This is a genomic window from Fructilactobacillus sp. YLN 2412 (assembly GCF_059488745.1).
The window spans coordinates 230,903-256,704 of record NZ_CM183165.1 but is presented as its reverse complement, the minus strand read 5'-3'; the positions used below and the strand labels follow the sequence as shown (position 1 = coordinate 256,704).

Annotated in this window: 25 protein-coding genes; 3 read left to right on the top strand and 22 right to left on the bottom strand. The window is 35.1% G+C overall.

The window, feature by feature from the left end; translation table 11 throughout:
• The 8 genes from AC0GLR_RS01050 to AC0GLR_RS01015 all read right to left on the bottom strand — a co-directional run bounded on the left by AC0GLR_RS01050 (position 1) and on the right by AC0GLR_RS01015 (position 5,490).
• Entirely contained in the window at positions 1-429 is a 429-nt protein-coding gene (locus AC0GLR_RS01050) for an acetyl-CoA carboxylase biotin carboxyl carrier protein (RefSeq protein ID WP_495604977.1), read from the bottom strand.
• Positions 429-1,670: a beta-ketoacyl-ACP synthase II gene (gene fabF / locus AC0GLR_RS01045; RefSeq protein ID WP_495604976.1), complete on the bottom strand. Its 1,242-nt coding sequence runs from the start codon at positions 1,668-1,670 to the stop codon at positions 429-431. Before fabF ends, AC0GLR_RS01050 begins: the two co-directional genes overlap by 1 nt.
• Before the next feature lie 30 nt (positions 1,671-1,700).
• On the bottom strand, positions 1,701-2,438 hold the full coding sequence (gene fabG / locus AC0GLR_RS01040; protein ID WP_495604975.1) for a 3-oxoacyl-ACP reductase FabG: 738 nt from the start codon (positions 2,436-2,438) through the stop codon (positions 1,701-1,703).
• Between the two features lie 3 nt (positions 2,439-2,441).
• Positions 2,442-3,305: an ACP S-malonyltransferase gene (locus AC0GLR_RS01035; RefSeq protein ID WP_495605395.1), complete on the bottom strand. Its 864-nt coding sequence runs from the start codon at positions 3,303-3,305 to the stop codon at positions 2,442-2,444.
• 70 nt (positions 3,306-3,375) lie between these two features.
• Positions 3,376-3,630 (bottom strand): acyl carrier protein, encoded by a 255-nt coding sequence (locus AC0GLR_RS01030; RefSeq protein WP_495604974.1) that lies wholly within the window; start codon positions 3,628-3,630, stop codon positions 3,376-3,378.
• 29 nt (positions 3,631-3,659) lie between these two features.
• Positions 3,660-4,634, bottom strand: a complete 975-nt coding sequence (locus AC0GLR_RS01025) for a beta-ketoacyl-ACP synthase III (protein ID WP_495604973.1) — start codon at positions 4,632-4,634, stop codon at positions 3,660-3,662.
• A 3-nt stretch (positions 4,635-4,637) separates the two neighbouring features.
• Entirely contained in the window at positions 4,638-5,081 is a 444-nt protein-coding gene (gene fabZ, locus AC0GLR_RS01020; RefSeq protein ID WP_495604972.1) for a 3-hydroxyacyl-ACP dehydratase FabZ, read from the bottom strand.
• A gap of 238 nt (positions 5,082-5,319) precedes the next feature.
• Complete coding sequence (locus tag AC0GLR_RS01015) at positions 5,320-5,490, bottom strand: hypothetical protein (protein WP_495604971.1); 171 nt, start codon at positions 5,488-5,490, stop codon at positions 5,320-5,322.
• 223 nt (positions 5,491-5,713) lie between these two features.
• On the opposite strand from AC0GLR_RS01015, the gene dld reads away from it, so the two are divergent.
• Both dld and AC0GLR_RS01005 read left to right on the top strand, forming a co-directional pair.
• Positions 5,714-7,402 (top strand): D-lactate dehydrogenase, encoded by a 1,689-nt coding sequence (gene dld / locus AC0GLR_RS01010; RefSeq protein WP_495604970.1) that lies wholly within the window; start codon positions 5,714-5,716, stop codon positions 7,400-7,402.
• 192 nt (positions 7,403-7,594) lie between these two features.
• On the top strand, positions 7,595-8,587 hold the full coding sequence (locus AC0GLR_RS01005; protein ID WP_495604969.1) for a YczE/YyaS/YitT family protein: 993 nt from the start codon (positions 7,595-7,597) through the stop codon (positions 8,585-8,587).
• A gap of 52 nt (positions 8,588-8,639) precedes the next feature.
• On the opposite strand, the gene AC0GLR_RS01000 is transcribed toward AC0GLR_RS01005, so the two are convergent.
• A complete protein-coding gene (locus AC0GLR_RS01000) occupies positions 8,640-10,025 on the bottom strand; it encodes a class II fumarate hydratase (protein ID WP_495604968.1) in 1,386 nt (461 codons plus the stop codon).
• Between the two features lie 34 nt (positions 10,026-10,059).
• The gene (gene codA, locus AC0GLR_RS00995; protein WP_495605394.1) at positions 10,060-11,304 is read right to left on the bottom strand and encodes a cytosine deaminase; all 1,245 of its coding nucleotides are present in this window, start codon (positions 11,302-11,304) and stop codon (positions 10,060-10,062) included.
• Between the two features lie 216 nt (positions 11,305-11,520).
• Here codA and AC0GLR_RS00990 point away from each other — a divergent pair, with 216 nt between their 5' ends.
• Positions 11,521-12,786 carry an adenylosuccinate synthase gene (locus AC0GLR_RS00990; RefSeq protein WP_495604967.1) on the top strand — a complete coding sequence of 422 codons (1,266 nt, stop codon included), beginning with the start codon at positions 11,521-11,523 and terminating at the stop codon, positions 12,784-12,786.
• 53 nt (positions 12,787-12,839) lie between these two features.
• On the opposite strand, the gene AC0GLR_RS00985 is transcribed toward AC0GLR_RS00990, so the two are convergent.
• From AC0GLR_RS00985 to AC0GLR_RS00930, 12 genes are all read right to left on the bottom strand, one after another.
• Complete coding sequence (locus tag AC0GLR_RS00985; protein ID WP_495604966.1) at positions 12,840-13,415, bottom strand: 4'-phosphopantetheinyl transferase family protein; 576 nt, start codon at positions 13,413-13,415, stop codon at positions 12,840-12,842.
• A gap of 25 nt (positions 13,416-13,440) precedes the next feature.
• The gene (locus tag AC0GLR_RS00980) at positions 13,441-13,695 is read right to left on the bottom strand and encodes an acyl carrier protein (RefSeq protein ID WP_495604965.1); all 255 of its coding nucleotides are present in this window, start codon (positions 13,693-13,695) and stop codon (positions 13,441-13,443) included.
• 123 nt (positions 13,696-13,818) lie between these two features.
• Positions 13,819-14,643, bottom strand: coding sequence for a DUF975 family protein (locus AC0GLR_RS00975; protein ID WP_495604964.1), 825 nt, complete (start codon positions 14,641-14,643; stop codon positions 13,819-13,821).
• Positions 14,644-14,760: 117 nt separating this feature from the next.
• On the bottom strand, positions 14,761-15,645 hold the full coding sequence (locus AC0GLR_RS00970) for an aldo/keto reductase (RefSeq protein WP_495604963.1): 885 nt from the start codon (positions 15,643-15,645) through the stop codon (positions 14,761-14,763).
• A 43-nt stretch (positions 15,646-15,688) separates the two neighbouring features.
• Positions 15,689-16,879 carry an AbrB/MazE/SpoVT family DNA-binding domain-containing protein gene (locus AC0GLR_RS00965; RefSeq protein WP_495604962.1) on the bottom strand — a complete coding sequence of 397 codons (1,191 nt, stop codon included), beginning with the start codon at positions 16,877-16,879 and terminating at the stop codon, positions 15,689-15,691.
• A 147-nt stretch (positions 16,880-17,026) separates the two neighbouring features.
• Complete coding sequence (locus AC0GLR_RS00960) at positions 17,027-20,764, bottom strand: SH3 domain-containing protein (RefSeq protein WP_495604961.1); 3,738 nt, start codon at positions 20,762-20,764, stop codon at positions 17,027-17,029.
• A 139-nt stretch (positions 20,765-20,903) separates the two neighbouring features.
• Positions 20,904-21,533, bottom strand: coding sequence for an orotate phosphoribosyltransferase (gene pyrE / locus AC0GLR_RS00955; protein WP_495604960.1), 630 nt, complete (start codon positions 21,531-21,533; stop codon positions 20,904-20,906).
• Between the two features lie 15 nt (positions 21,534-21,548).
• The gene (gene pyrF, locus AC0GLR_RS00950) at positions 21,549-22,265 is read right to left on the bottom strand and encodes an orotidine-5'-phosphate decarboxylase (RefSeq protein WP_495604959.1); all 717 of its coding nucleotides are present in this window, start codon (positions 22,263-22,265) and stop codon (positions 21,549-21,551) included.
• Positions 22,266-22,421: 156 nt separating this feature from the next.
• Complete coding sequence (locus AC0GLR_RS00945; RefSeq protein WP_495604958.1) at positions 22,422-22,673, bottom strand: hypothetical protein; 252 nt, start codon at positions 22,671-22,673, stop codon at positions 22,422-22,424.
• Positions 22,663-23,274 carry a hypothetical protein gene (locus tag AC0GLR_RS00940; RefSeq protein WP_495604957.1) on the bottom strand — a complete coding sequence of 204 codons (612 nt, stop codon included), beginning with the start codon at positions 23,272-23,274 and terminating at the stop codon, positions 22,663-22,665. The genes AC0GLR_RS00945 and AC0GLR_RS00940 overlap by 11 nt, the downstream gene beginning before the upstream one ends.
• 71 nt (positions 23,275-23,345) lie before the next feature.
• Entirely contained in the window at positions 23,346-24,764 is a 1,419-nt protein-coding gene (locus AC0GLR_RS00935) for a basic amino acid/polyamine antiporter (RefSeq protein ID WP_495604956.1), read from the bottom strand.
• 101 nt (positions 24,765-24,865) lie between these two features.
• Positions 24,866-25,798 (bottom strand): DMT family transporter, encoded by a 933-nt coding sequence (locus AC0GLR_RS00930; RefSeq protein WP_495604955.1) that lies wholly within the window; start codon positions 25,796-25,798, stop codon positions 24,866-24,868.
• Between the last annotated feature and the right edge of the window lie 4 nt (positions 25,799-25,802).

Here is a 25,802-nt window from a genome sequence, read left to right as displayed (position 1 = left end):
TTAATCCTCCTTGATTTCAAATAATGGCTGATCATATTCAATCATGTCACCATCATCAACTAATCGTTTTTCAATGGTGCCACTAACAGGACTTTTGACTTCATTAATTAATTTCATTGCTTCAACTGCACAAATTACTTCACCCTTTTTAACGTGACTTCCAACTTCTTTATAAGCTGGTTTGTCAGGACTGGGGGCAAAATAAATCAGACCTACCATTGGGGCCTTTAATTTATAATTGCCGGTTTTAGCAGCTAGCTGAGCTTCATTATTGGTAGTCGATTCATTATTATTTTGTGTGACAGTGGTAGTCTGGTTTTTTTCTAATTTACTGAAATAGACGTCAACGCCATTACCATTAATTTTTAATTCCTGTAAACCAGAATTATCGAATTTACTCAGTAAACGTTCAATGTCTGCTTCATTCATTAGTTTTCTTCCCACTTTCTCAATGCAATTACTGCATTATGACCACCAAATCCAAATGAATTACTAATGGCCGTCTTAATTGGAGCATTTTTATTTTGATCATTAACTAAATCAATTTTGATTTCTGGATCTTTATTTTTCATCCCAACGTTAACAGGCATTTGATCATTTTCAAGTGCTCCAACTACAGCAACTGCTTCTAATCCACCAGCAGCTCCAAGTGAATGACCAATCATTCCTTTAATTGAACTCGTTTTAAGGTGGTCATTATCTTTAAATAATTTTCCAATTGCTCCTGCTTCTGACACATCATTGGCATGAGTAGCAGTTCCGTGAGCATTTACATAATCTAATTCTTCCGGCTTGATTCCGCCTTCATCAATCGCCTGCTTCATCGCTGCAATAGCACCTTTTCCTTCTGGATCTGGGGCAGTTAAATGATAAGCATCACTGGTAGTTCCATAACCTACTACTTCTGCTAAGATTTTAGCTCCACGAGCTTTAGCATGATCGTAATCTTCAAGGATTAAGGTTCCAGCACCGTCACCCATTACAAAACCATTACGATCTTTATCAAATGGCAATGAAGCATCTTTAGGATCTGTAGCAGTTGAAAGAGCTGTCAATGAAGCAAATCCAGCAATTCCCATTTTGGTTACAGCAGCTTCTGTACCCCCGGTAATCATCACTTTGGCTTTGCCAGCTTTGATATACTCATAAGCATTTCCAATTGCATTGGTACCAGAAGCACAAGCATTAACAATTGTTTGTGAGGTATTTCTTGCATCAAAATACATCGAAACATTCCCAGCTGCCATATTAGAAATTGATTTAGGTACAAATAAAGGTGAAACTCGCTTAGGACCTTTGGTATAAGCTTTTTCAGTTTGTTCCTGAATAGTTTGAATACCACCAATTCCTGTACCGTAGATCACACCTAAATCTTCTGGCTGATAATTTTCACCATCTTTTAAGCCAGCTTGTTCCATAGCTTCTTTAGCCGTATACAAAGCATACTGTGCGTATTTATCTAACCGTTTATAATCACGTTTAGTTAAACGTTTACCTGGATCAAAATCTTTAACTTCAGCTGCAACTGTAATCCCTGTATCTGAAGCATCAAAATCGGTGATAGGAGCAACCCCTACCTTAGAATCTAAAATGTTTCTTACAAATTCATCAGCGTCATTTCCAACTGGAGATACTGCTCCCATACCTGTTACTACAACTCTATTACTCAATTATTGCTTCCTCCTTCAGAAAACGGAGTCTTACATTGTAAGACCGCCATCTACTGTAATTACTTGTCCTGTGATGTAATCATTTTTAATCAAAAATTCAACTGTTTCAGCAATATTGTCGGGATTACCAAACCGATGTAACGGAATTTGTTCCGTCCATTGTTTGATAATTTTATCACTCAATTTGTCAGTCATTGCGGTTTTAATCATTCCAGGAGCAACAGCATTACAACGAACTCCACGTAATGATCCTTCTTGAGCTGTTGTTTTAGTCAAACCAATAATCCCGGCTTTACTAGCAGAATAATTTGCCTGTCCCATATTTCCATGAATTCCAGCAATACTTGACATATTAATAATGACTCCGGCCCGTTTTTTTTGCATTGCTTTCAACGCATATTTAGACATGTTAAACGTTCCTACTAAATTAGTATTTAAAACGTCTTTGAAGGATGTTTCAGTCATCCTTGTCATTAACTTGTCTTGTGTCATACCAGCATTGTTAACCAATACATCGATATGACCATATTCAGATACCAAATCATCAATCATACGTTTGGCATCTTCTTCTTTTGAAACATCACCAGTTACAACTTGGACTGGATTTGAAAATGACGTTAATAAAGCTTCCTTTTCGTCATCCGCTAGCTCACGATGTGAATTAATTACAATTTGATTAGTAGGATCTTTGGAAAGTCGTTGTGCAGTTGCTAGTCCAATTCCTTTGGTCCCACCGGTTACTAATACAATTTTTTTGTCTTCTGTCATTCATTAATCCTCCGCTTTCAACTCTTCACGAACCTGCTGTAAAGACGTAACGCTATCAATATGATAAGTTTTAATTCCTTTGAGTGTCTTTTTAGCAAACCGACTCAATGTTTCACCCGGCCCAATCTCAATCAAAGTGTCAAAATCTTTTAATTTTCTTAATTCTTCTAAGTCAGCACTAAAATGAGTTGGTTTAATTAATTGGTCACGTAAAGTTGCTTTAACATTGGCAGCCGTAAATTGTTTAGTTGTAGTATTACTAATCACTGGAACAATCGGATCACTAAACTCAACTGTTTGTAATCTTTTAGCAAGCTGATTACTAGCCGACTGCATCAAGGGTGTATGTGAAGCAACTGCCACTTTTAATGGAACAACTCGTTTAGCACCAGCAGCTTTTAATTGTTCGCTAGCGGCTTTTACACCTGCTTTGGTACCGCCAATAACAGTTTGAGCATTTGTATTAAAATTGGCTGGATAAGCTCCTTCTACCTCATTGCAAACCTCAATCACTGTCTTTGGATTAATTTTTAATACTGCAGCCATCGCACCTGGATTTTGTTGTCCTGCTTCATCCATATAATGCGAGCGATCTCGTACTAACGAAAGTCCTTGAGCAAAATCTAAGGATTGACTAGCAGCTAAAGCACTATACTCGCCTAGGCTAAGCCCAATCATTCCCTGTGCGCTAGGTAAATCATCGATAACTGTTTGATAAATTCCATAACTCATCGCTAAAATGGCAACTTGTACGTTAGCCGGATTATCTAATACAGATAAATCACTTAAATCAATATTTAAAACTTCTGAAGCAGTGTCAATTACTTGCTGATATTTAGGCTCTGCTTGATATAAGTCAGATCCCATTCCTGGAAACTGACTTCCCTGGCCGCTAAATAAATAACCTATTTTTGCCACTTATCCACCTCTAACCAGATTATTTTTCGTTAACTTTGTTTTGAACATAGTCAACTAATTGTTGAACAGTTTCGATACCTTCGTCACTATCAACCTCAATATCATATTCATCTTCAAGTGCATCAACAATTTCAAAGATGTCTAAACTATCAAGATCCAATCCATCTTTAAGGTTAGTATCCATCTTAATATCATCAACATTAACATCGTCAGTTTGATCAGCAACAATTTCTTTAATTTTGTTTAAAATTTCAGTTTGGTTATTTTCAGTCATAATAATATCTCCTATAAATGTAGTGTAATTTAATATCTAATAATCAGAGTTCCAACGGTTAATCCTCCGCCAAAACCAGTTAAAGCAAGATAATCCCCGCGTTTAATTTTTCCTTTGTCCACTAGGTCGCTTAATAATAAAGGCTCACTAGCCGCAGCAGTGTTTCCATACTCGCTAATATTCAATGGAAACTTATCCATTGATAATGATAACTTTTTTGCTACTCGTTTCACAATTCTTTCGTTAGCTTGATGCATTACAAAAAATTTGATCTGATCGGCTTGTAATCCTGCTTGATCAAGCGCCCGTTGAATTGAATCTGGTGCTTTAGTCGTCGCAAAATTATAAACTAAATGTCCATCCATCTTAAAGTATGGAGACACTTGTTTTTCGTTGCTACCAAAGGGCGTTTCTTCTGGGAAATGTCCCGCTGTTAATGATGAACCTAATTGACCATAAGTTTTTAAATCTTCTGCCAAAATCTGTGAGGAACTCCCGTCATTTTCAACCAACATTCCTGCAGCTCCATCGCCAAAAAGAACCGCCGTTGAACGATCATGCCAATCAACTAACTTGCTCAGCTTTTCCTCACCAATAATAATTCCTTTGCTACCGGGTTTCCCAGTTAGCAAAGCATTTAACACCGTTGATCCATAAACAAACCCAGAACAAGCAGCATTAATATCAAACGCCATCGCATTTTGTGCGCCAACTATTCCTTGAATACTAGCAGCCGTGGACGGTGTTTGATAATCAGAAGACATGGTGGCCACAATAATAAAATCTAATTCATCAGCAGCCACTCCAGCTTTTTTTAGCAATTGATTGGCAACTTTGGCTCCCATTTCGGTATTACTTTCATTTACAGCAATATGTCGCTGTGAAATTCCCGTTCGCCTTTTAATCCACTCGTCAGAAGTGTCAAGTACTTTAGTTAAATCATCATTTGTAACAACTTTTTGCGGAACGGATTTAGCAACCGCTTTAATCGCAAAGCTACTCATTTTCTATTTTCTTTCTTTTTCATCAACGATAAACGTTAATTTAGTTTCACAAGCTTTTTCATCGCCAACATAAGCCACACACGAAACCAAGCCAGCGTGATCTCTAATTTTATCCATGGTAACCTTAAATGTTAAAACATCGCCTGGTTCAACCATTTTTCTAAACTTGGCATTTTTAATACTGCCTAAGTAAGCTGTTTTGTTTTCAAATTCTGGTGAACTTAAAATTAAAATAGATGCTACTTGTGCCATTGACTCAATAATCAAAACACCAGGCATAACTGGATTCCCAGGAAAATGTCCTTGAAAATATTCTTCATTGATTGTGACATTCTTAGTGGCCACAATTGACTTGCCTGGTTCCATTTCGTCAACTCGGTCAATAAACAAAATTGGGTAACGATTTGGAATTAACTCCATAATTTCTTTTGCATTCATTACAGCCATAGTATTCACTCCTATAAACAAATATTAGTTTATTTTTCTTCACCATTTCATTCTCATAAAAAAAATGATTATTTTCAATTTGTGGTATGAAACAAAGCACTAATTATGTAGTTCAAATGCCTAGTTGACAACTTTTAGCAGTAATTAATCTAGTAGTTACAAATAAGATAATGAGTAACACCATTATATATAAATAGAAAAAACGAAGTCGGTTAAAGAACCGCTTCGCTTCTTCAAATTAATATTTCAATTTGGTCTGCATAAAGGCAAAAATTTGTTTTTCGGTTAATTTTAAAGTACTGATTTTGCCAAGACGAATCAACTCGTGAACATAACTCATTTTCTTTTCATGAGAACGCCACTTTTTAAGAGCTAAAATATCTTTTTGAGTTAATTTATTTAATTCCACAAAGAGCCTCCATTTAACTAACATTTTAATAGCAACTACTCAGCTAATTAAAATTATAATATAAAAGCTAAAATTATTCACTACTTAATTTCTTGATTTTTCATTATATTTTTTTGAATAAATAGATGCTACCTTTCTCATTGAAAACGTTTTCAATAGTGTTATAATGACCATGATTATTAATCTAAAACTTCTAATAATATCGGAAAAGAAGGTTAACTTTATGTCAGTTGTAAGAGATTTAAAAACTATCGTTGGCTCCAACAATGTCATTACCTCAAAAGAAAGATCTGAGCCATATCGTGAAGGTTATCGATCTGGACATGGAAATGCTTTAGCAGTTGTTAGACCTAAAACATTGTTGGAACTATGGCAGACATTAAAAATTATTCATAAAAATAATTTAATTGTAATTATGCAAGCAGCTAATACTGGTTTAACTGAGGGATCAGTTCCAACTGACAGCGGTTATGACCGTGACGTAATTGTAATTAATACCATGCGAATTAAAGGAATCCAATTAATTGATAATAATCAACAGGTTATTGCATTTCCGGGAACTACCCTTCATGAATTAGAAGGTCGGTTAGACAAAGTTGATCGTGATCCACATTCCGTAATTGGATCTTCTAATATTGGGGCAACTGTTATTGGAGGCATTAACAATAATTCAGGTGGTGCTCTAATTCAAAGAGGACCAGCTTATACAGAATTGTCACTCTATGCCCAAATCGATAAAAATAATGAGTTACATCTAGTTAATCATTTAGGCATTGATTTAGGTACAACCCCCGAAGAAATACTGACCAATTTGGAAAACCATAATTACTCAGATAAAGATATTAAATATGATAACAATCGTGTTGGCCATAACCGTGATTATGAAAAACGAGTTAGAGACGTAGAAGCTGCTTCACCAACTCGATATAATGCTGACCCTCAAGAACTTTACGAAGTTTCAGGCTCAGCGGGCAAATTAGTAGCTTTTGCGGTCCGTTTAGATACCTATCCAAAACCAAAAGATGAAAAAGTCTTTTACATTGGAACTAACGATCCTGCTGTATTAGAACGTTTAAGAAGACATATTTTAACTGACTTTAAATATTTACCAATTTCTGGTGAATACATGCACCGGGAAGCTTATGATTTAGCTAAAAAATATGGTAAAGATTCGCTCATGGTAATTGATACACTTGGGACTAAACCATTACCATTTTTATTTCATACTCAAGCTGTTACCGAACGCATTTTACATCATATTCCTACTTTCAAACCTAATTTTACTGATCGAATGCTACAAGACATCAGCAAAATTTTCCCAGATCAACTACCAAAGCGAATGGAAGAATTTCGTAATCGATATGATCATTATTTACAGCTAAAAGTTGCAGATCAAGGGATTGCAGAAACACGCCAATATCTCAAAAAGTTTTTCCAAGACCCCAAAAATGAGGGTGATTATTTTGAATGTACCCCTAAAGAAGCTAAAGTTGCAGCCACTCATCGTTATGTTGCAGCTGCCGTTCCAATCCGTTATCAAAAAACACATCCTAAAGATAATATTCAGATTCTACCATTGGACATTGCCCTACCAAGAAATGAAACCAACTGGTTTGAAAAACTCCCTAAATCAATTGATGATCAAATTCAATATAAATTATATTATGGACACTTTTTAGACCATGTAATGCATCAAGACTATATTTTAAAAAAAGGCGTTGATGCCCATAAATTAAAAACAGAAATGCTTGAAATTTTTGATGAGAGAGGAGCTCTTTATCCAGCAGAACATAATGTTGGACATTTATATCATGCTCCTGCTAGTCTCGTTAATCATTACAAAGAAAACGATCCTACCAATACTTTTAATCCTGGAATTGGAATGACTTCTACAAAAAAAGATTGGAAATAATTTACTTTTAAAATTTAATTACAATGCAAAAGCATCTTCGATAATTTTTCCTAAAGAAATAAATTAAACTCGGAGATGCTTTTATTATGCATAAAATAATTAAAAACTGTCATTGGACTAAAATTAATTTTTGCTTACATTATGATATAATATAAAGTATTGATGTAACTTTATCGAAAGGAATTATTAATTATGGATAAACAACAAACCAATACTGATAACCAAGGACCGCAACAGCCCAAAAACCTCTCATTCTTAGGTAAGACGGTTAACATTTCGTTACGAACTCTGATGTCGTTCTTGGGGATTGCTATTTTGTCAATGGGAGCAGCTGCTTTAAAAACTTCTCCTATTTTGGGACTTGATCCCTTTACTGCCGTTAACGTAGGAATGGCTGCCATTTTACATACTTCTCTTGGTCTTTACCAATTAGCGGCTAACTTTGTAATTTTTGTTTTTATTTTCTTTTTAGATCGAAAAAAGATTGGTATTGGAACTATCATGAACATGGTACTGGTCGGATTTGAAATTCAATGGTTTTCTGCAATCTACCATCAACTTTTCCCTGGAAAAGCAACTGTGATTGTTTTAATTGCCAACTTAATTATTGGATTACTTTTATTTACAGCTGGGAGCTCGCTATACATGGCACCAGATTTAGGAGTTGCACCTTATGATGCAATTGCTCCAATTGCTTCCACTCGTTTACACTGTAAGTATAAAACAGCCCGGGTTGCTCAGGATATGTGCTTCTTAATTCTAGCTGTAATTGTTCACGGTCCTGTTGGAATTGCCTCTATTGTGGTAGCTTTCTTTGCCGGCCCACTAATCTCTTACTGGAATCGTACCATTAGTAATCCATTAATGGATTATATTAGTGATCTTAGTGACCACCCATCATTCAAAAATCTTGCTAGTGGAGTTACCAAAGCTACTAGGCACGGTTACCAATCGCTATCCAATGCTTATAATTCAACTTTGGATTTCCAAATGCATTTGGCTGGTTATACTAACAAAGAATTAATTAAACAAATTCAAGATACTGAACATAACATGCAAAGATCACAAAAAGAATATAACATGTATCGTACTCGTTACCGAATGTTGGTTGCCGAAATGGTTAAACGTGATAAACGTGGACAACTCGACCAATCATCAGATGATATTAATAAAAACGACAACTAAATAGTAACCAAAAAATAAACTGCCGAATTAATTAATTCGGCAGTTTATTTTTTTATTTTCTTTTATTATTAGTCATTTTCAACGGATTTACCCACTCATCAAATTGATTCCCATTTAAGTACCCAGATTTGATTGCTGCAGTTCGTAAATCAGTGTCATTTTTCAAAGCCTGTTGTGCTATTTTAGCTGAATTATGATAACCAATGTGGGGCGATAAAGCAGTCACTGTCATCAATGATTCATCAACTAGTTGCTTCATTTTCTGCTGGTTTACTTTGATTCCACTGATCATCTTGTCAGTATAATTCGGCAATAATCCTGTCAATAATTCAACTGATTCTAAAAAGGTACTAATAATCAGTGGCTTATAAACATTCATCTCAAAATTACCTTGACTATTCGCAATCTCAATGATTGTGTCATTTCCCATAATTTTAGCAGCTGCCATTGTCATTGCCTCGGTTTGTGTTGGATTAACTTTTCCGGGCATAATTGAAGATCCAGGTTCATTAGCCGGAATCGTAATTTCACCGTAACCTGCTCGCGGACCACTAGCTAAAAAGCGAATATCATTTGAAATCTTCATTAAATCGGTTGCTAACGTCCGAATCGCTCCGTGCGTGACTACTAGGGCTGAATGTGATGCTAATCCATAAAACTTATTTTCTACTTTAAAATTGCAATCATATTTTTCACTTAAAGCAGTTACCATTGCTTGATCAAACCCAGGATGAGTATTCAAACCTGTTCCAACTGCTGTACCACCAATTGGAAGTTCTAAAAGTCCTTTAGCATTTAACTGAATAAATTCTAAATCATGTTTAATAGTACTAATCCATCCCGAAATTTCTTGTCCAAAAGTAATTGGAGTGGCATCTTGAAGGTGTGTTCTTCCAATTTTAACCACATCCCAATACTGCTTTTCTAATTTTTCCAATACCTGAATCAAATATTCTAACTCTGGAATTAACTGTTTAATGGCTTCAATTCCAGCAATGTTCATCGCCGTTGGAAACGTATCGTTTGAGCTTTGCGATTCATTGACATCATCATTCGGCACAACCGTAATCTCATCATTTATTTGATAAGCAACATGAGAAATTACTTCATTGACGTTCATATTCGTTTGAGTACCAGATCCAGTTTGATAAACATGCAAAGGAAAATCTTGCATTAGTTTTTTAGTCGGTAAATCTAATAAATGTTGAGCTGCTGTTTCAATCAATTTTGCTTTTGCTGGATCAAGTATTCCCTCTTTAGCATTTACACGTGCTGCACAGCTTTTAATACTAATAAGCGCTCTGATTAACAGTTCTGGAATTAATGGGCCAGTCGGAAAATTATGACGGCTACGCTCCGTTTGTGGACCCCACAAAGCATTTTTAGGAACTTTCACTTTTCCAAGCGTGTCACTTTCAATTCGATAATCTTTTGTCACAGTCTGTCTCCTTTTAAATAAGAAACTTAAATTATTATTTTAATTTTAAATGAGTTTCAGTTGTTGCTGGATGATTTTTCACTAGTACTTTCCCATTTTTTATGGAATATAACATTGTCTTACGTTCATTTAATTCATTATAGAAATTGTCAGTATCAAACACCAAAAAACTGGCTGGCTTCCCTACTTCAATTCCATACCTATCATTCACATGCAACGTTTTAGCCCCATTTGCTCCAATCAATCGATAAGAGTCTAAAATTTGATGATATCCCATTAATCCGCTTGCTAGAATACCAACGTATAACACATCTAACATATTGCCGTTTCCCATCGGATACCAGGGATCTTTCACATCATCTTCACCAAACGAAACATTAATGTGATTTTCTAGTAATTCCTTTACTCGAGTTAAACCACGTCGTTTCGGATAGGTATCAAAGCGACCACCCAAGTGCATGTTAACTAACGGATTAGCCACCATGTTAATTTGCGACATCTCTAACAGTCGCATTAATTTGTATGCATAAGCATCATTCACACTAGCTAACGAAACAGTATGACTAGCAGTTACTTTATCTTTCATTCCTGATTCGTATGCCAAGGTGGCTAAAACTTCTAGATTACGTGAATTTGGATCATCAATTTCATCACAATGAACATCAACTAATTTATTATATTTTTCCGCCAATTTCATTAAAAATATTAACGAATCACGACCATAATATTGGTTAAATTCATAATGAGGAATTCCACCAATTGCATCTACACCCATTTTAGCTGCTTCTTCCATTAACTCTTTTCCATTTGGAAACGATAAAATTCCTTCTTGAGGAAAAGCAACTAACTGTAAATCAATAAAATCAGCAACTTCTGCTCGTACTTCCAGTAAAGCTTTTAGGGCTGTAAAAGACAGATCAGTCACATCTACATGGCTTCTCACAAACTGAATTCCATGACTCGCTTGATTTTTCAAAGTTTTAATAGCACGTTTCTTCACATCTGCTTGTGTCAGCATTTGTTTTCGTTTAGACCAAATGTTAATCCCATCAAATAAAGTACCAGTTTCATTCCATTCTGGTTCTCCAGCCGTCAATGTAGAATCTAAATGTACATGTGAATCAACAAATGGCGGAATAACCAGTTTCCCATCTAAATCCAAGACATCATTAGCTTGTTTTTCATCAATATGTTCAGAAATTGCTTTGATTTTACCGTCTGCAACTAAAATATCCTTTTTGGTTGCATCATTTTCGATATATACTTGTTTAATTAACAACATTTTATCCACCTATTTTTTGATTTTACTAATCAATTAACTCTTATTTTACCGACCGTTCGGTTTTTTTGTCAATAAAACTAACATTGAAAACGACTTAAAATACCTAATCTCAAAACACGAACTTTGTTTAAAATAAAATTACTTAAGTTCTTGATTTAAGTGCATAAGATTGTTAAACTTGCATGTGGTAAAAAAAATTAACGAGGTGCATATATGTCAGTAACAGTTGTAGTTGGTAGTCAATGGGGTGATGAAGGCAAAGGCAAGATTGTTGATTACCTCAGTAAAGATTCAGATGTAATTGCAAGATACCAAGGTGGTGACAATGCTGGTCATACCATTGTTTTCAATGACCACAAATTTAGTCTGCAGCTTTTACCTTCTGGTATTTTCTACTCTGATAAATTAGCAATAATTGGAAATGGAGTCGTTTTAAATCCCAAGTCTTTATTTAAAGAAATGAAATATTTAAACGACAACGGGGTCACAACTGATAATCTTCGGATTTCTTCTCGAGCTCAAGTAATTATGCCATATCATATTTTATTAGATGAATTGAGTGAAAAAGATCGAGCTAATAAAATTGGAACTACTAAAAAAGGTATCGGTCCTGCCTATATGGATAAAATTGCTCGAGTTGGTATTCGAGTCGCAGATTTAATTCATCCTGAAAGTTTGAAAAAAATCTTATCAGAAACCTTAAGACAAAAAAACCAACTATTAACCAAATTATATGGAGTTGCCCCACTTGATTTTGAAACAATGTACGAAGAATATAAAGAATACGGTCAGCAAATGAAGAAATATGTCACTGACACTTCAATGATTATTAATGAAATGGCCAATGACAAAAATGTCTTATTTGAAGGTGCCCAAGGCATTATGTTGGACATTGATCACGGAACTTATCCATACGTTACCTCTTCAAATCCCGTTGCTGGTGGTGCTGCAGTTGGGGCTGGAATCGGTCCGACTAAAATCACAGATGTAATTGGGGTCTGCAAAGCCTATACTTCTCGTGTTGGGGAAGGTCCTTTTCCTACAGAATTATTAAATGAAATTGGAAATCATATCCGTGATACTGCTCATGAATACGGAACTGTTACTAAACGTCCTCGTCGAATCGGATGGCTTGATACCGTAGCTTTACGTCATGCTGCACGTGTTTCAGGATTAACCAGTTTAGCTATGAATTGTGTTGATGTGTTAGATGAACTTGAGACCATCAAAGTTTGTACCGGTTATGAATTAAACGGCAAAATTATTGATTATTATCCTGCCAATCTAGATGTCTTAGATCAATGTCAGCCAGTTTACCAAGAATTACCTGGTTGGAAAGTAAATACCACAGACTGTACAACTTTTGAACAACTTCCTCAGAATGCTCAAAACTATATTAAAACGGTCGAAAAATTAGTTAATGTTCCAATCGACTGGTATTCTGTGGGACCTGATCGTGAACAGACCCACAAAAGATAATTATACAAAAAGAAACTTCTAAATTCTCATTTTAGAAGTTTCTTTTAATTTGATTAAATTTTACTAGCCATCGTACCAATATATTGTGGATCAACACCTAAGAAATCAATTCTAAACTGTTGTCCATCACGATCTGCTATATCCATTCGCGGAACAGCAACATTAACTGATTTAGGTTTACCAGACAAACCAATTCCTAAATCTTTTAAAACTGCTTCCTTTATCGTCCAAAGTCGCAAAATTTGTTCTGATTTTCGTGGTTCTTTGAATTTATTAAGATAAGCAAGTTCACCAACTGTAAATGCGTTACCCAATCGTTCTAAAGAACATGGCTTAATCTTTTCCAAATCAATCCCTAAAGGTTGATTGGAAATAGCAACAAGGACTAAGTTATCAGAATGAGAAATATTAAAATAAACATTCTGATCTTTAAAATATGGTTTCCCATGCTGACCAAAATCAATCCCGTCATTTTCAAGCACTTGTTCAGCTGGTAAACCTAATAACTTAGCAAGTAATAACTTTCCAACAACTGTCTGCTGCTTTTTAGGCTGCTTTTCAATTCCGCGTGTTCTGTAGTATGGTTGATACTGTAAATCAGTGAGTCTTCCACTTTTAAATTTAAGCAAGTGCGACTCCCCCAATCAAATAAAACTAGTTTTCATCAATTTTTTGAGCAACAAAATCAACTAAATCTTGAACAGTTTGCATATTTTCGTCGCCATCAATTTCGATATCGTATTTGTCTTCAAGAGCATCTACAATTTCAAAAATATCTAAACTATCTAATTCTAAGTTATCCTTAAAACTAGCATCTAAAGTTATTTTGTTAGGATCAATATCTGTTTGATCTTCAACAATTTCTTTGATTTCTGCTAAAATTTGTTCTTTATTTGCTTTTTCAGCCATTTTTATCACTCCATAATTTAATTATCAATACAATACCAGTCAATTTTATCACATTATCAATAATCTTAACATTATAATCTTACTACTAAAAACAAAAACTTACCCATTAGGTAAGTTTTTGTTTTATTTATTCAATGATTCGAAAAATTTAACACTTGTCATACTAAACCATAAAGTCAAAGAAACAAAAGCAGCAATTCCGATTATAGCTACTAATAATCCTAAAATCGTTCCAACTGCTACTTTCACTCCAAAGGAAGTAATCATTAATACAAGCCAAATGACAATTGCTGATAACATACCTAAAACAATCGCAACTACTAGTTCAATTAACCATTCAATTACTAATAAACCAAGTAATTGCCATCTGTGTCCTTTCATTAGCTTCCAAGTCTTTGGAAAAGCTTTGAAAATCCCATCGTCAGTTCCTTTAGTATCAGTAAAATACGTAAAGAAAACGAAGTATAAACTTAAAGCAATGAAAAGATATGCTAAACCTCCAATGATTGCAATTACAGCTGCAACAGCAATCATTGCATAATTCATTTCAGTAACTGCCGAGAAAAGAAATCCCCCAGCCAGTAATCCAAAGAAAAAGATAAATAAAAAGCCAATCAGACCCACTAAGAATGAAATCACAATAATTCCAATCCAAGTTAAACCGTCAAATGCTACAAAAGCACGCTTAAATTCAAACTTTCCGTCTTGATCACTCTTAAGCAATCCATATTGAAATGAAACGGTGAACAAAGTGCCCAAAATCAAAGTAACACAAGTTAAAAAGAGATAAAAACCAGGATTAGTCATAGAGAGAAATCCACTACCAGCCGAATTTAATAACCCTTCACCAAACAACGAAACAATTAAAACTGGTAACCACATTCCTAAAATTACACCAAAATGCTTTTTAACGGTTTCGTAACCGTCTTTTAAAGCTTTTATTATCATAAAACATTCCTCCATCTGTGATATAAACCATTCTTTTCAATTTTAACAAAAATTTAATCACTATTAAACTAAAAGAAAAAGCACTTCATAATTGAAGCACTCTTCATTTCATAAAAATTAGTTATCCCATTGGTCAACAGCATCAACATTACCATCAGGATTACCATTCCATTGAAAGTCCCCATACCAGATTGAACGTTTATCAAGATTCAATCCATTAATTAAGGCAATATCATCATCAGATAATTCAAAATCATAAACATCGGCATTTTCAATAATATATTGTTCATGCGTTGATTTAGGAATCGTAATAATACCACTTTGTAATTCCCAACGAATAATAACTTGAGCAGTTGATTTGTTATATTTCTTGGCTAAATTTTCAATTTGAGGATTAGTTAAAGCTTCACCATGACCAAGTGGAGACCAAGCCTCTAATTCAATATTATGCTTAGAACAAAAGGCCCGAATATCAGTTTCTTGTTCTAATGGATTAAATTCCATTTGATTTAATACCGGCTTAATTGAAGCATGTTTCATCAAATCACGTAAACGGTTAATATCAAAGTTTGAAACCCCAATAGCACGAGCTTTACCTTCACGATAAATTTTTTCTAATGCATGCCAAGTTTCATTATATTTATCAGTAACAGGCCAGTGAATTAACACTAAGTCAACATAGTCTGTTTGGAGTCGTTTTAGTTGTCCTTCAAAAGCATCCAGCGTTGATTGATAACCCTCATCACCATTAAAAATTTTAGTAGTTAAAAAGACATCCTCACGTTTTAGTCCATTTTCAGCTAAACCTTTGGTAAGTCCTTCGCCAACACCTGCTTCATTCCCATACTGTTTAGCTGTATCAATTGCTTTATATCCATGTGCTAAAGCCCAGCGAACAGATTGAGTAGCAGTAGCGTTATCACTCTTCCAAACGCCAAGTCCAAAACGTGGCATATCTACACCATTATTTAATTTTACAGTTGATTTTACATTAAGACTCATATTAACACCTCCAATTGTATTATAAATCTTGTACCATTTAATTTCATTTGATTGGTTTATTAATTTTTACTTTTACAATAAATTGATGTGTTCCTTGATTAATCGCTTTTAAAATATACTGAAATAACATCATAATCCATGAAAAAGCTAAAGCCGAAGCAAAAATTTCGTAAGCAGTCAAAGAGAAGTAATGAATGTTTTTAAATAACACGCTCGCTATAATAATCATTACTCCCATTAAATTGGAAGCCCGTAAAAATCGATGAGAAATTCCAGGCCAAAGCCATTTAATACTAACGATTAAAATAATAATATCAAAGGCCATTGCCCAAGCAAAACGATCATGCCATACATGCATCCAGGGAATTTTACGATTATTGGAAATTAATCCCACTCCAAGTGCATCAAGCGCCATTAGGGTTAATAGAACTCTTAAAATAAAAGTTGGTATTTTAGGGCGATGGAGAGGTTTAATTGATACAAAAAGATAATCAACCAACGCTACCATTAACAACGCTGCAAAAATAAAGGTTAAGTTAAACTGCCAACTATCAGTTGCCTTAGCAGTTCCCAAAAAGCTAATATTGTGACGCCACCAATGTCGATTACTATTAGCAAGCATTGAGATAATCAAGCCGCCAATAATTGTTACTGCCAACAAATCTACCAATACTGTTGGTGTAATATTATCCGCAATATTAATCATGAAAGTATTAATAATTAAATCAAAAATCAAAAAAATCATTGTAGAAGTATAAATTCCAAAAGTAACTCCCATAAATACTCTTGCAAAGACCCAAAAAATACCTAGTAGGAAAATTAGCAGAATCGCTGCAAAAGAAATAATAATTGTTGGAAAATTACGCCAATAGATATTTCGATAGGTAAGATTTACAGAACTTTTGCGAGCTTTAATTAAAAAGATTGTAAATAAAATAGTTCCGGAAATGAGACCTAAGACAATTGTAGCAGTAGCAATTGAATAATTTCCCGTTAGTTTTATTGAACTTCTTTTTTCCAATGAAAAATAAATAAAAAAGATGATACTAGTTAAAATTGTTGGAATAATACTCCATAAACTGGAAAAGTCCCAACTCATTGATTGAGCAGTATCCGCTTTTTCCAAGGATATTCCATCTTTTTCTACAATTAAATTCATTGGCTCATTGGGTTTTAAGTTCAAATATTCAACTACTTTAGTTGGTATATCAATATGATAATCGGATTCTTTCATTCTAGATCCTTCCATCGAAAAAGTTTATATTTCCATTATACCGATGTTTTATTGCTTGTTAAAATTATTTTCAAAAAAAGAACCCACTCAAATTGTTTCCAATTTAAGTGGGTTCTCCCTTTTTCAATTTTCAATTAAAATTTAATTTTAGTTTACACGACCGAAGTAAACACTACCACTGAAGTACGAAAGTAAGTCGTTATAGACAACACCCCTGTTTTGAGCGTCTAACATTTTATCATTTCCAAGGTAGAATCCATCATGATAGATTCCTGAACCATCTTGGAAAAATACTAAATCACCAGGTTGAGCTTGGGCTTTGCTAATACGAGTAGTGGCACCATATTGACCAGCAGCATGTCTAGGCAAAGTTTTACCAGCTTGTTGATAAGCATAGTAAATCAATCCAGAACAGTCAAAACCAGTTTGTGGATTACTTCCACCGTAAACATACTTAGTACCAGCCAATGAAGTAGCAATCTTAAGAGCTTGTTGTGAAACAGAACTATTTGAAACTGCTAATTCAGTTGTGGCAGGAATACTGTCCATTTGAGCAATCCAACGATCTTGTCCAGCATAATTATTGTAATGTAACCATGTATAACCATCGGATTGTTGTGTCTTATCGTAAGCAATTGTGTCACCAGCATGTAATTGGCCGGTTACATTATTACCAACGTTGGCACTACTACGAACATTTTGATTACCACTAAGGGTATAATTTCCACCTTGAGTATTAACTGTAGATGTGGAAGTCTGAGCTGCAACAGGAGCAGCATTAATTTGAGCTACCCAGCGAGTTGCACCAGCATAGTTAGTGTAGTGTAACCATGTGTAACCATCAGCTTCTTTAGTACCATCGTAGTTAATTGTGTCACCAGCATGTAATTGGCCGGTAACACCAGCGTTTAAATTAGCACCATCGCGAACATTTTGGTCGCCACTAAGAGTATATGAACCACTGTTGTTAGTCATGGTTGCAGATGATGCAGGAGCTGTAGCAGGCGTAGCAGCATTAATTTGTGCTACCCAGCGAGTTGCACCAGCGTAGTTTGTGTAATGTAACCATGTATAGCCGTCAGCTTCTTTAGTGCCATCATAATTTACTGTGTAACCTGGTTCTAATTGACCAGTAACACCAGCATTTAAACTTGCACCATCCCGAACGTTTTGGGTACCTGCAAGAGTATATGAACCACTATTATTAGTTGTGGCTACAGGTGCTGCGGGTGTTGCAGTTGAAGCTCCAATTTGAGCTACCCAACGTGTTGCACCAGCGTAGTTGGTGTAGTGTAACCATGTGTAGCCATCAGCATCTTTGGTGCCATCATAGTTAACAGTGTAACCTGGTTCTAATTGACCAGTAACACCAGCATTTAAACTTGCACCGTCACGAACGTTTTGAGTACCTGCAAGAGTGTACGAACCGCTATTGTTAGTTGTTGCGCCACCATTATTATTTGCTGCAGGTGCAGTTGGTGCAGGAGTAGTAGAACCCATATTAGCTACCCAGCGAGTTGCACCAGCATAGTTAGTATAGTGTAACCATGTGTAACCATCAGCATCCTTAGTACCATCGTAGTTAACTGTGTAGCCTGGTTCTAATTGACCAGTGATTGCTGCATTTAAACTAGCATCATCACGAACATTTTGAGTACCTGAAAGGGTATATGAACCGCTATTGTTAGTTGTTGCGCCACCATTGTTGTTTGCTGTAGGTGCAGTTGGTGTTTCTGGAGCTGGGGTTGCAGGAACATCAGCATTTGCACCAATTTGAGCTGCATAACGTTCTGCACCAGAAGCATCTTTAAAGCGCATCCAAGTATAGCCACTATTATCTGCTAAACCATCATAAGTAATTTGTGTACCAGTATTTTCCATACCAACGACGGATCCAGAAAGACTTGGAGCAGTTCTTACGTTAGTATCAGTACTAAATGTCCAGGTTCCATTAGCAGGAACAACGTTAGTACTTCCGTTATCAGGATTGTTTGCACCCTGAGTTGGATTATCAAGATTTTGGTCATATTGACTCAAATTGTTTGATCTAATAACACTAATTAACGTACTAGCATAAGTTGGTGAAGTTGCGTATCCATCACTTTGAAGCATTGAACATACTTGTGCATAATCACGGTTACCAAGTAAGTTAGCATAACGTGAATTGACAGCTAAGAAACTACCATGATCAAGAATACTTTCTGTATAGCTAGGATATGCTCTAAATTGATCATAAATAGTTACATAATGTCCATTAAGATACTCTTGTGTTTTTTGTGTAGTTGATTGTCCTTGATAACTTCCTTTGATACCGAACAAGTTATTACCAGGAGCAGATTGACCCCACGCACTTTCAACGATAGCTTGTGCAATTGAAACACTTGGAAGTACACCATACTTTTTCCAAGTTTCAATTGCTCCAGCAGAAAGTGAACTAATAAATGCTTGGTGACTAGTATTTGCACTAGCAATTTGAGCTACCCAACGATCTAATCCTTCGTAGTTTTGGTAATGAACCCATGTATAACCATCAGCATTTTTTGTTCCATCATAATTGACAGAATCCCCAGCATTTAATTGTCCAGTAATATTGTAGTTAGTTCCTGCACCGTCACGAACATTTTGAGTTCCTGAAAGCGTATATGTACCGGAAGCAGGAGTCATGCCAGCAGTATTACTATTGTTTGCAGCCAATACCATAAATGGACTTTGGCTCTTTAAGCTTGCAAGTGCAGCTTGAGCTGATGCCATTGCAGCAGAATTATCTTCGTCCGACTCATCACCAAGACGATCAGTAATTTGATATTCATCATTATCATTTACATCGTCATTATTTTTAGCATCTGATTCTTGACTGTCGTCTGCTTTAGCAGTATCAGTAGTCTTATCAGTTGCTACATCGTCAGTTTTGGCTGCTTTAGTTTCATCTGTTTGTTTGTCTGATGAAACTTGGTTGCTACCGTCAGTCTTTGCATCCGTAGTTTTAACATCTGATTTTTGACTGTCATCTGCTTTAGTAGCGTCTGCAGTCTTATCAGTTGCTACATCATCTGCTTTGGCTGCTTTAGTTTCATCTGTTTGTTTGTCTGATGAAACTTTGTTACTATCGTCAGCCTTTGCATCTGTAGTTTTAACATCTGATTTTTGACTGTCATCTGCTTTAGTAGCGTCTGCAGTCTTATCAGTTGCTACATCGTCAGTTTTGGCTGCTTTAGTTTCATCTGTTTGTTTGTCTGATGAAACTTTGTTACTATCGTCAGCCTTTGCATCTGTAGTTTGAACGGCTGCTTTAGAAACCGGAGCAGTTGTTTGTGATGCTGGGGCAGCATTTTGATTATCGTCAGTAGTTTTAACTGGCGTATCTGCTTTAGCAGGAGTGTCAACTGCTTGGCTTGGTTGGTTAGTTTGAACTGAAGCAGCTGACTGGTTGCTATCTGATGATTTAGTTGCTTCAGTAGTTTTATCTGCTGTGCTTTCATTAGCAGCAGATTTTGCTGTATCTGAATTTACTTGATCATTATCAGTCTTAGCAGGAGTTGCTTGGCTATCATCAACTTTAGTAGTGTCAGTAGTTTTTGCTACATCCCCTTTGGTAGCTGTAGCATCAGTTGTCTGGTCTGCTGTATTTTGGGTTGCATCAGTCTTTGTTGCATCTAAAGTTTTATTATTATCATTATTAGTGGTTGCACTAACAACATTAGCTTGAACACTTGGTTGTGTCTCGGCATGAGTAGTATGTCCAACTGCAAATAATGAAGTTGAAGCAAAGGTAATACCCATTGCGATTTTAAGCCAGCCATGTTTTGACTTTGTCAATTTGGTTCTGGTTTTAGTCTCGCCAGTTGCTAGAGCCATTTTATTATGTGCTTTAGTAAACTTGTTCATATATTAAAATCCCCTCTTTATAGAAATTAAAAATTTAATCATTTTTTAAGTTTTAAACACCTTCATGATAGCACAAGATTGTTACATCTAGTTTACAAAATAGCAACATCTTGATAATTTTTCTTTTTGTTGTAACAATTTATTTCCAAGCCCATGGGTCTTGATGCCATTTACTTAAATAATCATACTTTTCTTGATTAATTACGTTTGAATCTAATAATTCTTTGATTAATTTAACATAAGTTAATAACGGTGCAAAATTCAAGCCGGCTTGTTTAAAATTGTCATCTGCATCTTTAAATCCGTAAGAAAAAATTGAAACAATGCCAGAAACCTTAAATCCCTCTTTTTGAACTGCTTGAGCTGCTTGAATCACGCTTCCTCCAGTTGAAATTAAATCATCAATTAAAACGATTTTGTCAGTCGATTTGATAATTCCTTCAATCTGCTTTCCAGTTCCATGGTCCTTTGGTTTTGATCTCACATAGATCATTGGAAGATTCAAATTATTAGCAACTAACGCTGCGTGGGGTATCCCGGCAGTAGCAACTCCCCCAATCACTGTTGCATCAGGATACTTTTGCTTAATTAATTCTGTAAGTGCTTTAGCAATCATGGTGCGTAATTTTGGATATGAAACCGTCAAACGTAAATCAGTATAAATAGGTGATTTAATTCCACTAGCAAATTGAAAGTTTTGTTCAGAATTTAACTGCACAATTTGATTCTCAACTAGTTGGTTCAAAATTTGATTTTCTAAATTAGTCATTTTTTCTCCTTGATTTTATTTTAATGTCCAATTATTTAAGTAGCGTTGATAAGTTTGCTCAGGATTATTACTCTGAGTGATTGGACGCCCTACTACAATGGCTGAAGCGCCATCTTTTCGAGCAGTTTCTGGGGTAGCCACCCTACTTTGGTCTCCAGTTGCATCTTGGTGCATTCTAATTCCTGGAACCACATATTCAAAATTAGTACCTACTTTTTGCACTAAAGCTGATAACTCTAAAGCTGAAGTAATTACTCCATCGCAGCCAGCTTCTTTTGCCAAATTGGCTAAGGAAACAACCTGATCGTCCATATCTAAACGACAATTTTGCTGTTCTTTTAAAACTTGTTCTGAAATTGAAGTTAATTCAGTGACGCCTAACAAATGTGGTTTAGTTAAACCAGCATGTGCAGCTCCATTAGATAACCCTTTTTGGGCTGCCTGCAACATTTGCAAACCACCTAAAGTATGTACAGTTACATAATCAACTCCTAATGCGCCTAATTGTTCCATTGATTTTTCAACGGTATGAGGGATGTCAAATAACTTTAAATCCAAAAAAATATCACACCCAGCTTGTTTAATGGTAGTTACCACGGCTGGTCCATAATGATAAAATAATTCCATTCCAATTTTTACGGTTAATTGGTCTGTCCGCTCGAATTGAGCTAAAAATTGGCGTACTTGATCTAAATCAGAAAAATCTAATGCAATCATCAGCGGCTTTTCCATTATTACCTCCATAATTATTAATTACTTATTAAAAAATGGACCATCCCTGGTATAGAGAATGATCCATTTCAATTAAATTCATATTTAATTCAATTTGGCTTCTCTGAACCAATTAATTGTTATGATTATAATATAAATTTATAACTTGTTCAAATTTTATTGATTTAACGGGTTAGTGTGCTTTGCTTTAAATTCTTGTTTTGCATTTTTAGCAACTTTTTTATACTTTTTAGTAAAATCTTTACTTGTTTTAGCAATCGCCTTGTTTTGTATCGCAATTTTTTGGGTAACCTGATGGTTTTGGTAAATTAAATAACCATTTCCAATTGCTAAAAGAACAACCAAAATAATTGGTATAGTAATAATTAAATTAGCTTTTTTAAATATGTTTTTAATTTTATCTAGCACGTCGATCACCTCTAAAACTTCTGATTAAGTGGAACCGAATCTTATCAGAATTCAAATCTTGATGGTTCAAAGTAACCTTAAACAAGTAGTGGTTAGTATGAAGATGATTTCCTCGTCTTCCATAATAAGTAACTGTGACATTGGAATAATAATAGTGTTCTTTTTTTGACATTTCATCACTATAATTATAAATTTTAATATCATTTAACCGTGTATAGTGATTTACTGAACCGAGCAAGGCTTGAGCATCAGCTTTTGTCATATAATTTTTGGTTAGTTTAGTAACGGCCGCTTCATTTTTAGGAACCGTCGGATAATTACCAAAAATAATTTTCATACTATCAGTCAATGAATCATTGTTGGTTTTAGCAATTGTTTTCATATTTTGATAAGTTAAGTTTTCTTGGTAAGTCACATCATTAGTGTTCATCCCATCGTACGAATCTTTTAACATACTATATTTAGTTTGTGCATTACTCAATTTTTGCTGATTTTTATTTAAATTATACAAATTAAAACCAAGTAAGATTAATAAACCTATCAACAACAAATTTATAAGTACAGCAATAATCCATTTCAAATATTTCTTGTTTGTTTGCATGGTAAAAACATCCTTAACAATTTATTGTTATCCAGTATACAGCACTTTTTTCATTTAGAGCTAAAAACTTATTAAGATAAACTAATTTTTCCTAGTGCTAACTCAACCACTGCCAGAATTGCAATCACGGTTACTAAAATCATCAATAGCCATTCTTTTTTGTTAATGGGACGCTGATTTTCTTTGGCTGCCTTAATGTAAAAAACAAACCCTAAAACGTAAGCAATTGAGCACAACCAGAGATATTGAAGTCCCGCAAATGTAATTCCTACTACCTCAAAGACAAGGGCAATTATTCCTGGTAACATCATTTTAAAAGAACGATGTTGGTGACCAACCTTGATTTGATAAGCCGCTACTAGCGAATAACAGATTACCATGGCGGCTGTACACAATGAAATTGCAAAATTATACGCCTGATCGGAAAATGCTAACGAAATTAAAAACAACTGCAACAAGATTTGAGTTAAAAAAAGTGAATGTGAAGGTGAATTTTTGTGGTTTAAATGACCGAACCAATGCGGCAACATCCCTTTTTCTGCCATTTGTGACGTCGCAATTACAGGCGGCATCGTCCATGATAACCATGATCCAAAAATAGTAATAATTAATGAAAGACTGACTAATATTCCACCTAGTGGTCCAATCATATCCTCAACTACATAAGTCAAAGCAGGATTGCTAACATGCGCTAGTTGTGCTTGATTCAAATATCCATATGGCAACATTGAAATGACAACATTAATAATCAACAATGAAATAAAACTAATGATGGTAGCGCGACTCGCATCTGATCTTTTACGTGCTCTGCCAGCCATCATCGTGGCTCCTTCAATCCCAACAAAAACCCACATCATGGTGATTAAACATCCCTTAATTTGATCAAAAATTCCTTTTGGAGTTGCTTTGGTATATGTAAAGTTAGTTGTAAAATTTTGCCAAAAATGAGCTGTAAAAACGTGAGCTTTAAACATCACAATCCCTAGTAATACAAAGGCTGCCAAAGGGATTAATTTAATTACAGTAATAAAAACATTGATAAACGCTGCATTTTCGACTCCATTAATTACCAAAAACGTTAATAACCATGAAATAACTGATGCCACTATAATCGCGGGAATTGAGTTTCCAGATCGAAAGGCTGGCAAAAAATAACCAACGGCTGACATCATCATCGTTGCAAATGCTACACTGCCAACCCATGATGATAACCAATAACCCCATCCTGATATAAAACCAACAAAATTTCCAAAACCTGCTTGGGCATATTCAGCCATTCCATTTAAATCTGGGTTGGTTTCACTCAGTGATTTTAAACTCAGTGCTAGTCCAAAAATTCCAATCCCTGTAATTAACCACGATAAAAGGGCGGGACCAGGAGTCGAGACCGCCGCTAATTGTTCGCTAGCATTATAAATTCCAGCTCCGATTGATGCACTAATCACCAGCATCGTCAGCCCTAACAACGATACTCCTTTGTTATTATTCATTATTTTCAATTCATCCTTTCCATCGTTAGTTTTAAACTACTATTTAAAAACGATAATAAAGACCTTCACTAAGTCGTGAAGGTCTTTACTTTAGTTTGTTTTTATAAATTTAATTCAGTTGGATCATTTCGTTGTGAATACTGTAAGAGATAAATCGCCAGAATAACTAAGATTGCTCCAACTACTTCTGCAAGACTCAAAGCTGCATGGAAGAAAATGACACTTAAGATAAAGGTTGAAACTGGCTGCAATGCATCCATCAGACTAATAACTTCTGAAGAAGTAAAGCGGGAAGCGTAAATTAAAGTTGAGAAAGTTAATAATGTTCCAAAGAAAATAATTCCTAAAACACCTAAAATTGCTCCGCTAGTAAGATGAGGAACATTGGTCCAAACTGGATGATTAAGGTTAAAGGCAATACTTGCAATCAAAGTTCCCCAACCCATAACCACAATTGGTGGATTATCTTTTCCTAAAGAACGAGGGAGAACAACGTACAAAGCAGCGGTTACCCCTGAAATCAACCCCCAAATAAATGAGTCCATTGGAATTGACAACTGACTAATATCGCCCTTCGTAATCGATAAGAAAACTCCCACAATGGCAATTACGAAAACTACCAAATCCATTTTAACTGGCTTTTTATGTTGAAAAATAAAACTTCCTAACACAATGAATAGCGGTGCTAAATATTGCAAAATCGTAGTCGCAGCTGCATTACCATTCTGAATACTTACATAGAAACTACCCATATTTGCAGCTAATCCAAATAATCCATAAGCAATCAAAATCATAATTGATTTCCAACTTTTGAAAATATTAAAAATTCGACCACGATAAACTAAAGCACTAACTGCTAACAAGATTAATCCTGCTCCAGAAGTTCTAGCAGATAAAAACCAGGAAGCTGGAATTGACTCATTTTGTGAAACAAATTGAGTAATAACCCCAGCAATTCCCCAAGAAACAGAAGCTGATCCCGCAAGAATAATTCCTTTAGCGGTATTACTCATATTTTTGATTCTTTCAAACATTCTT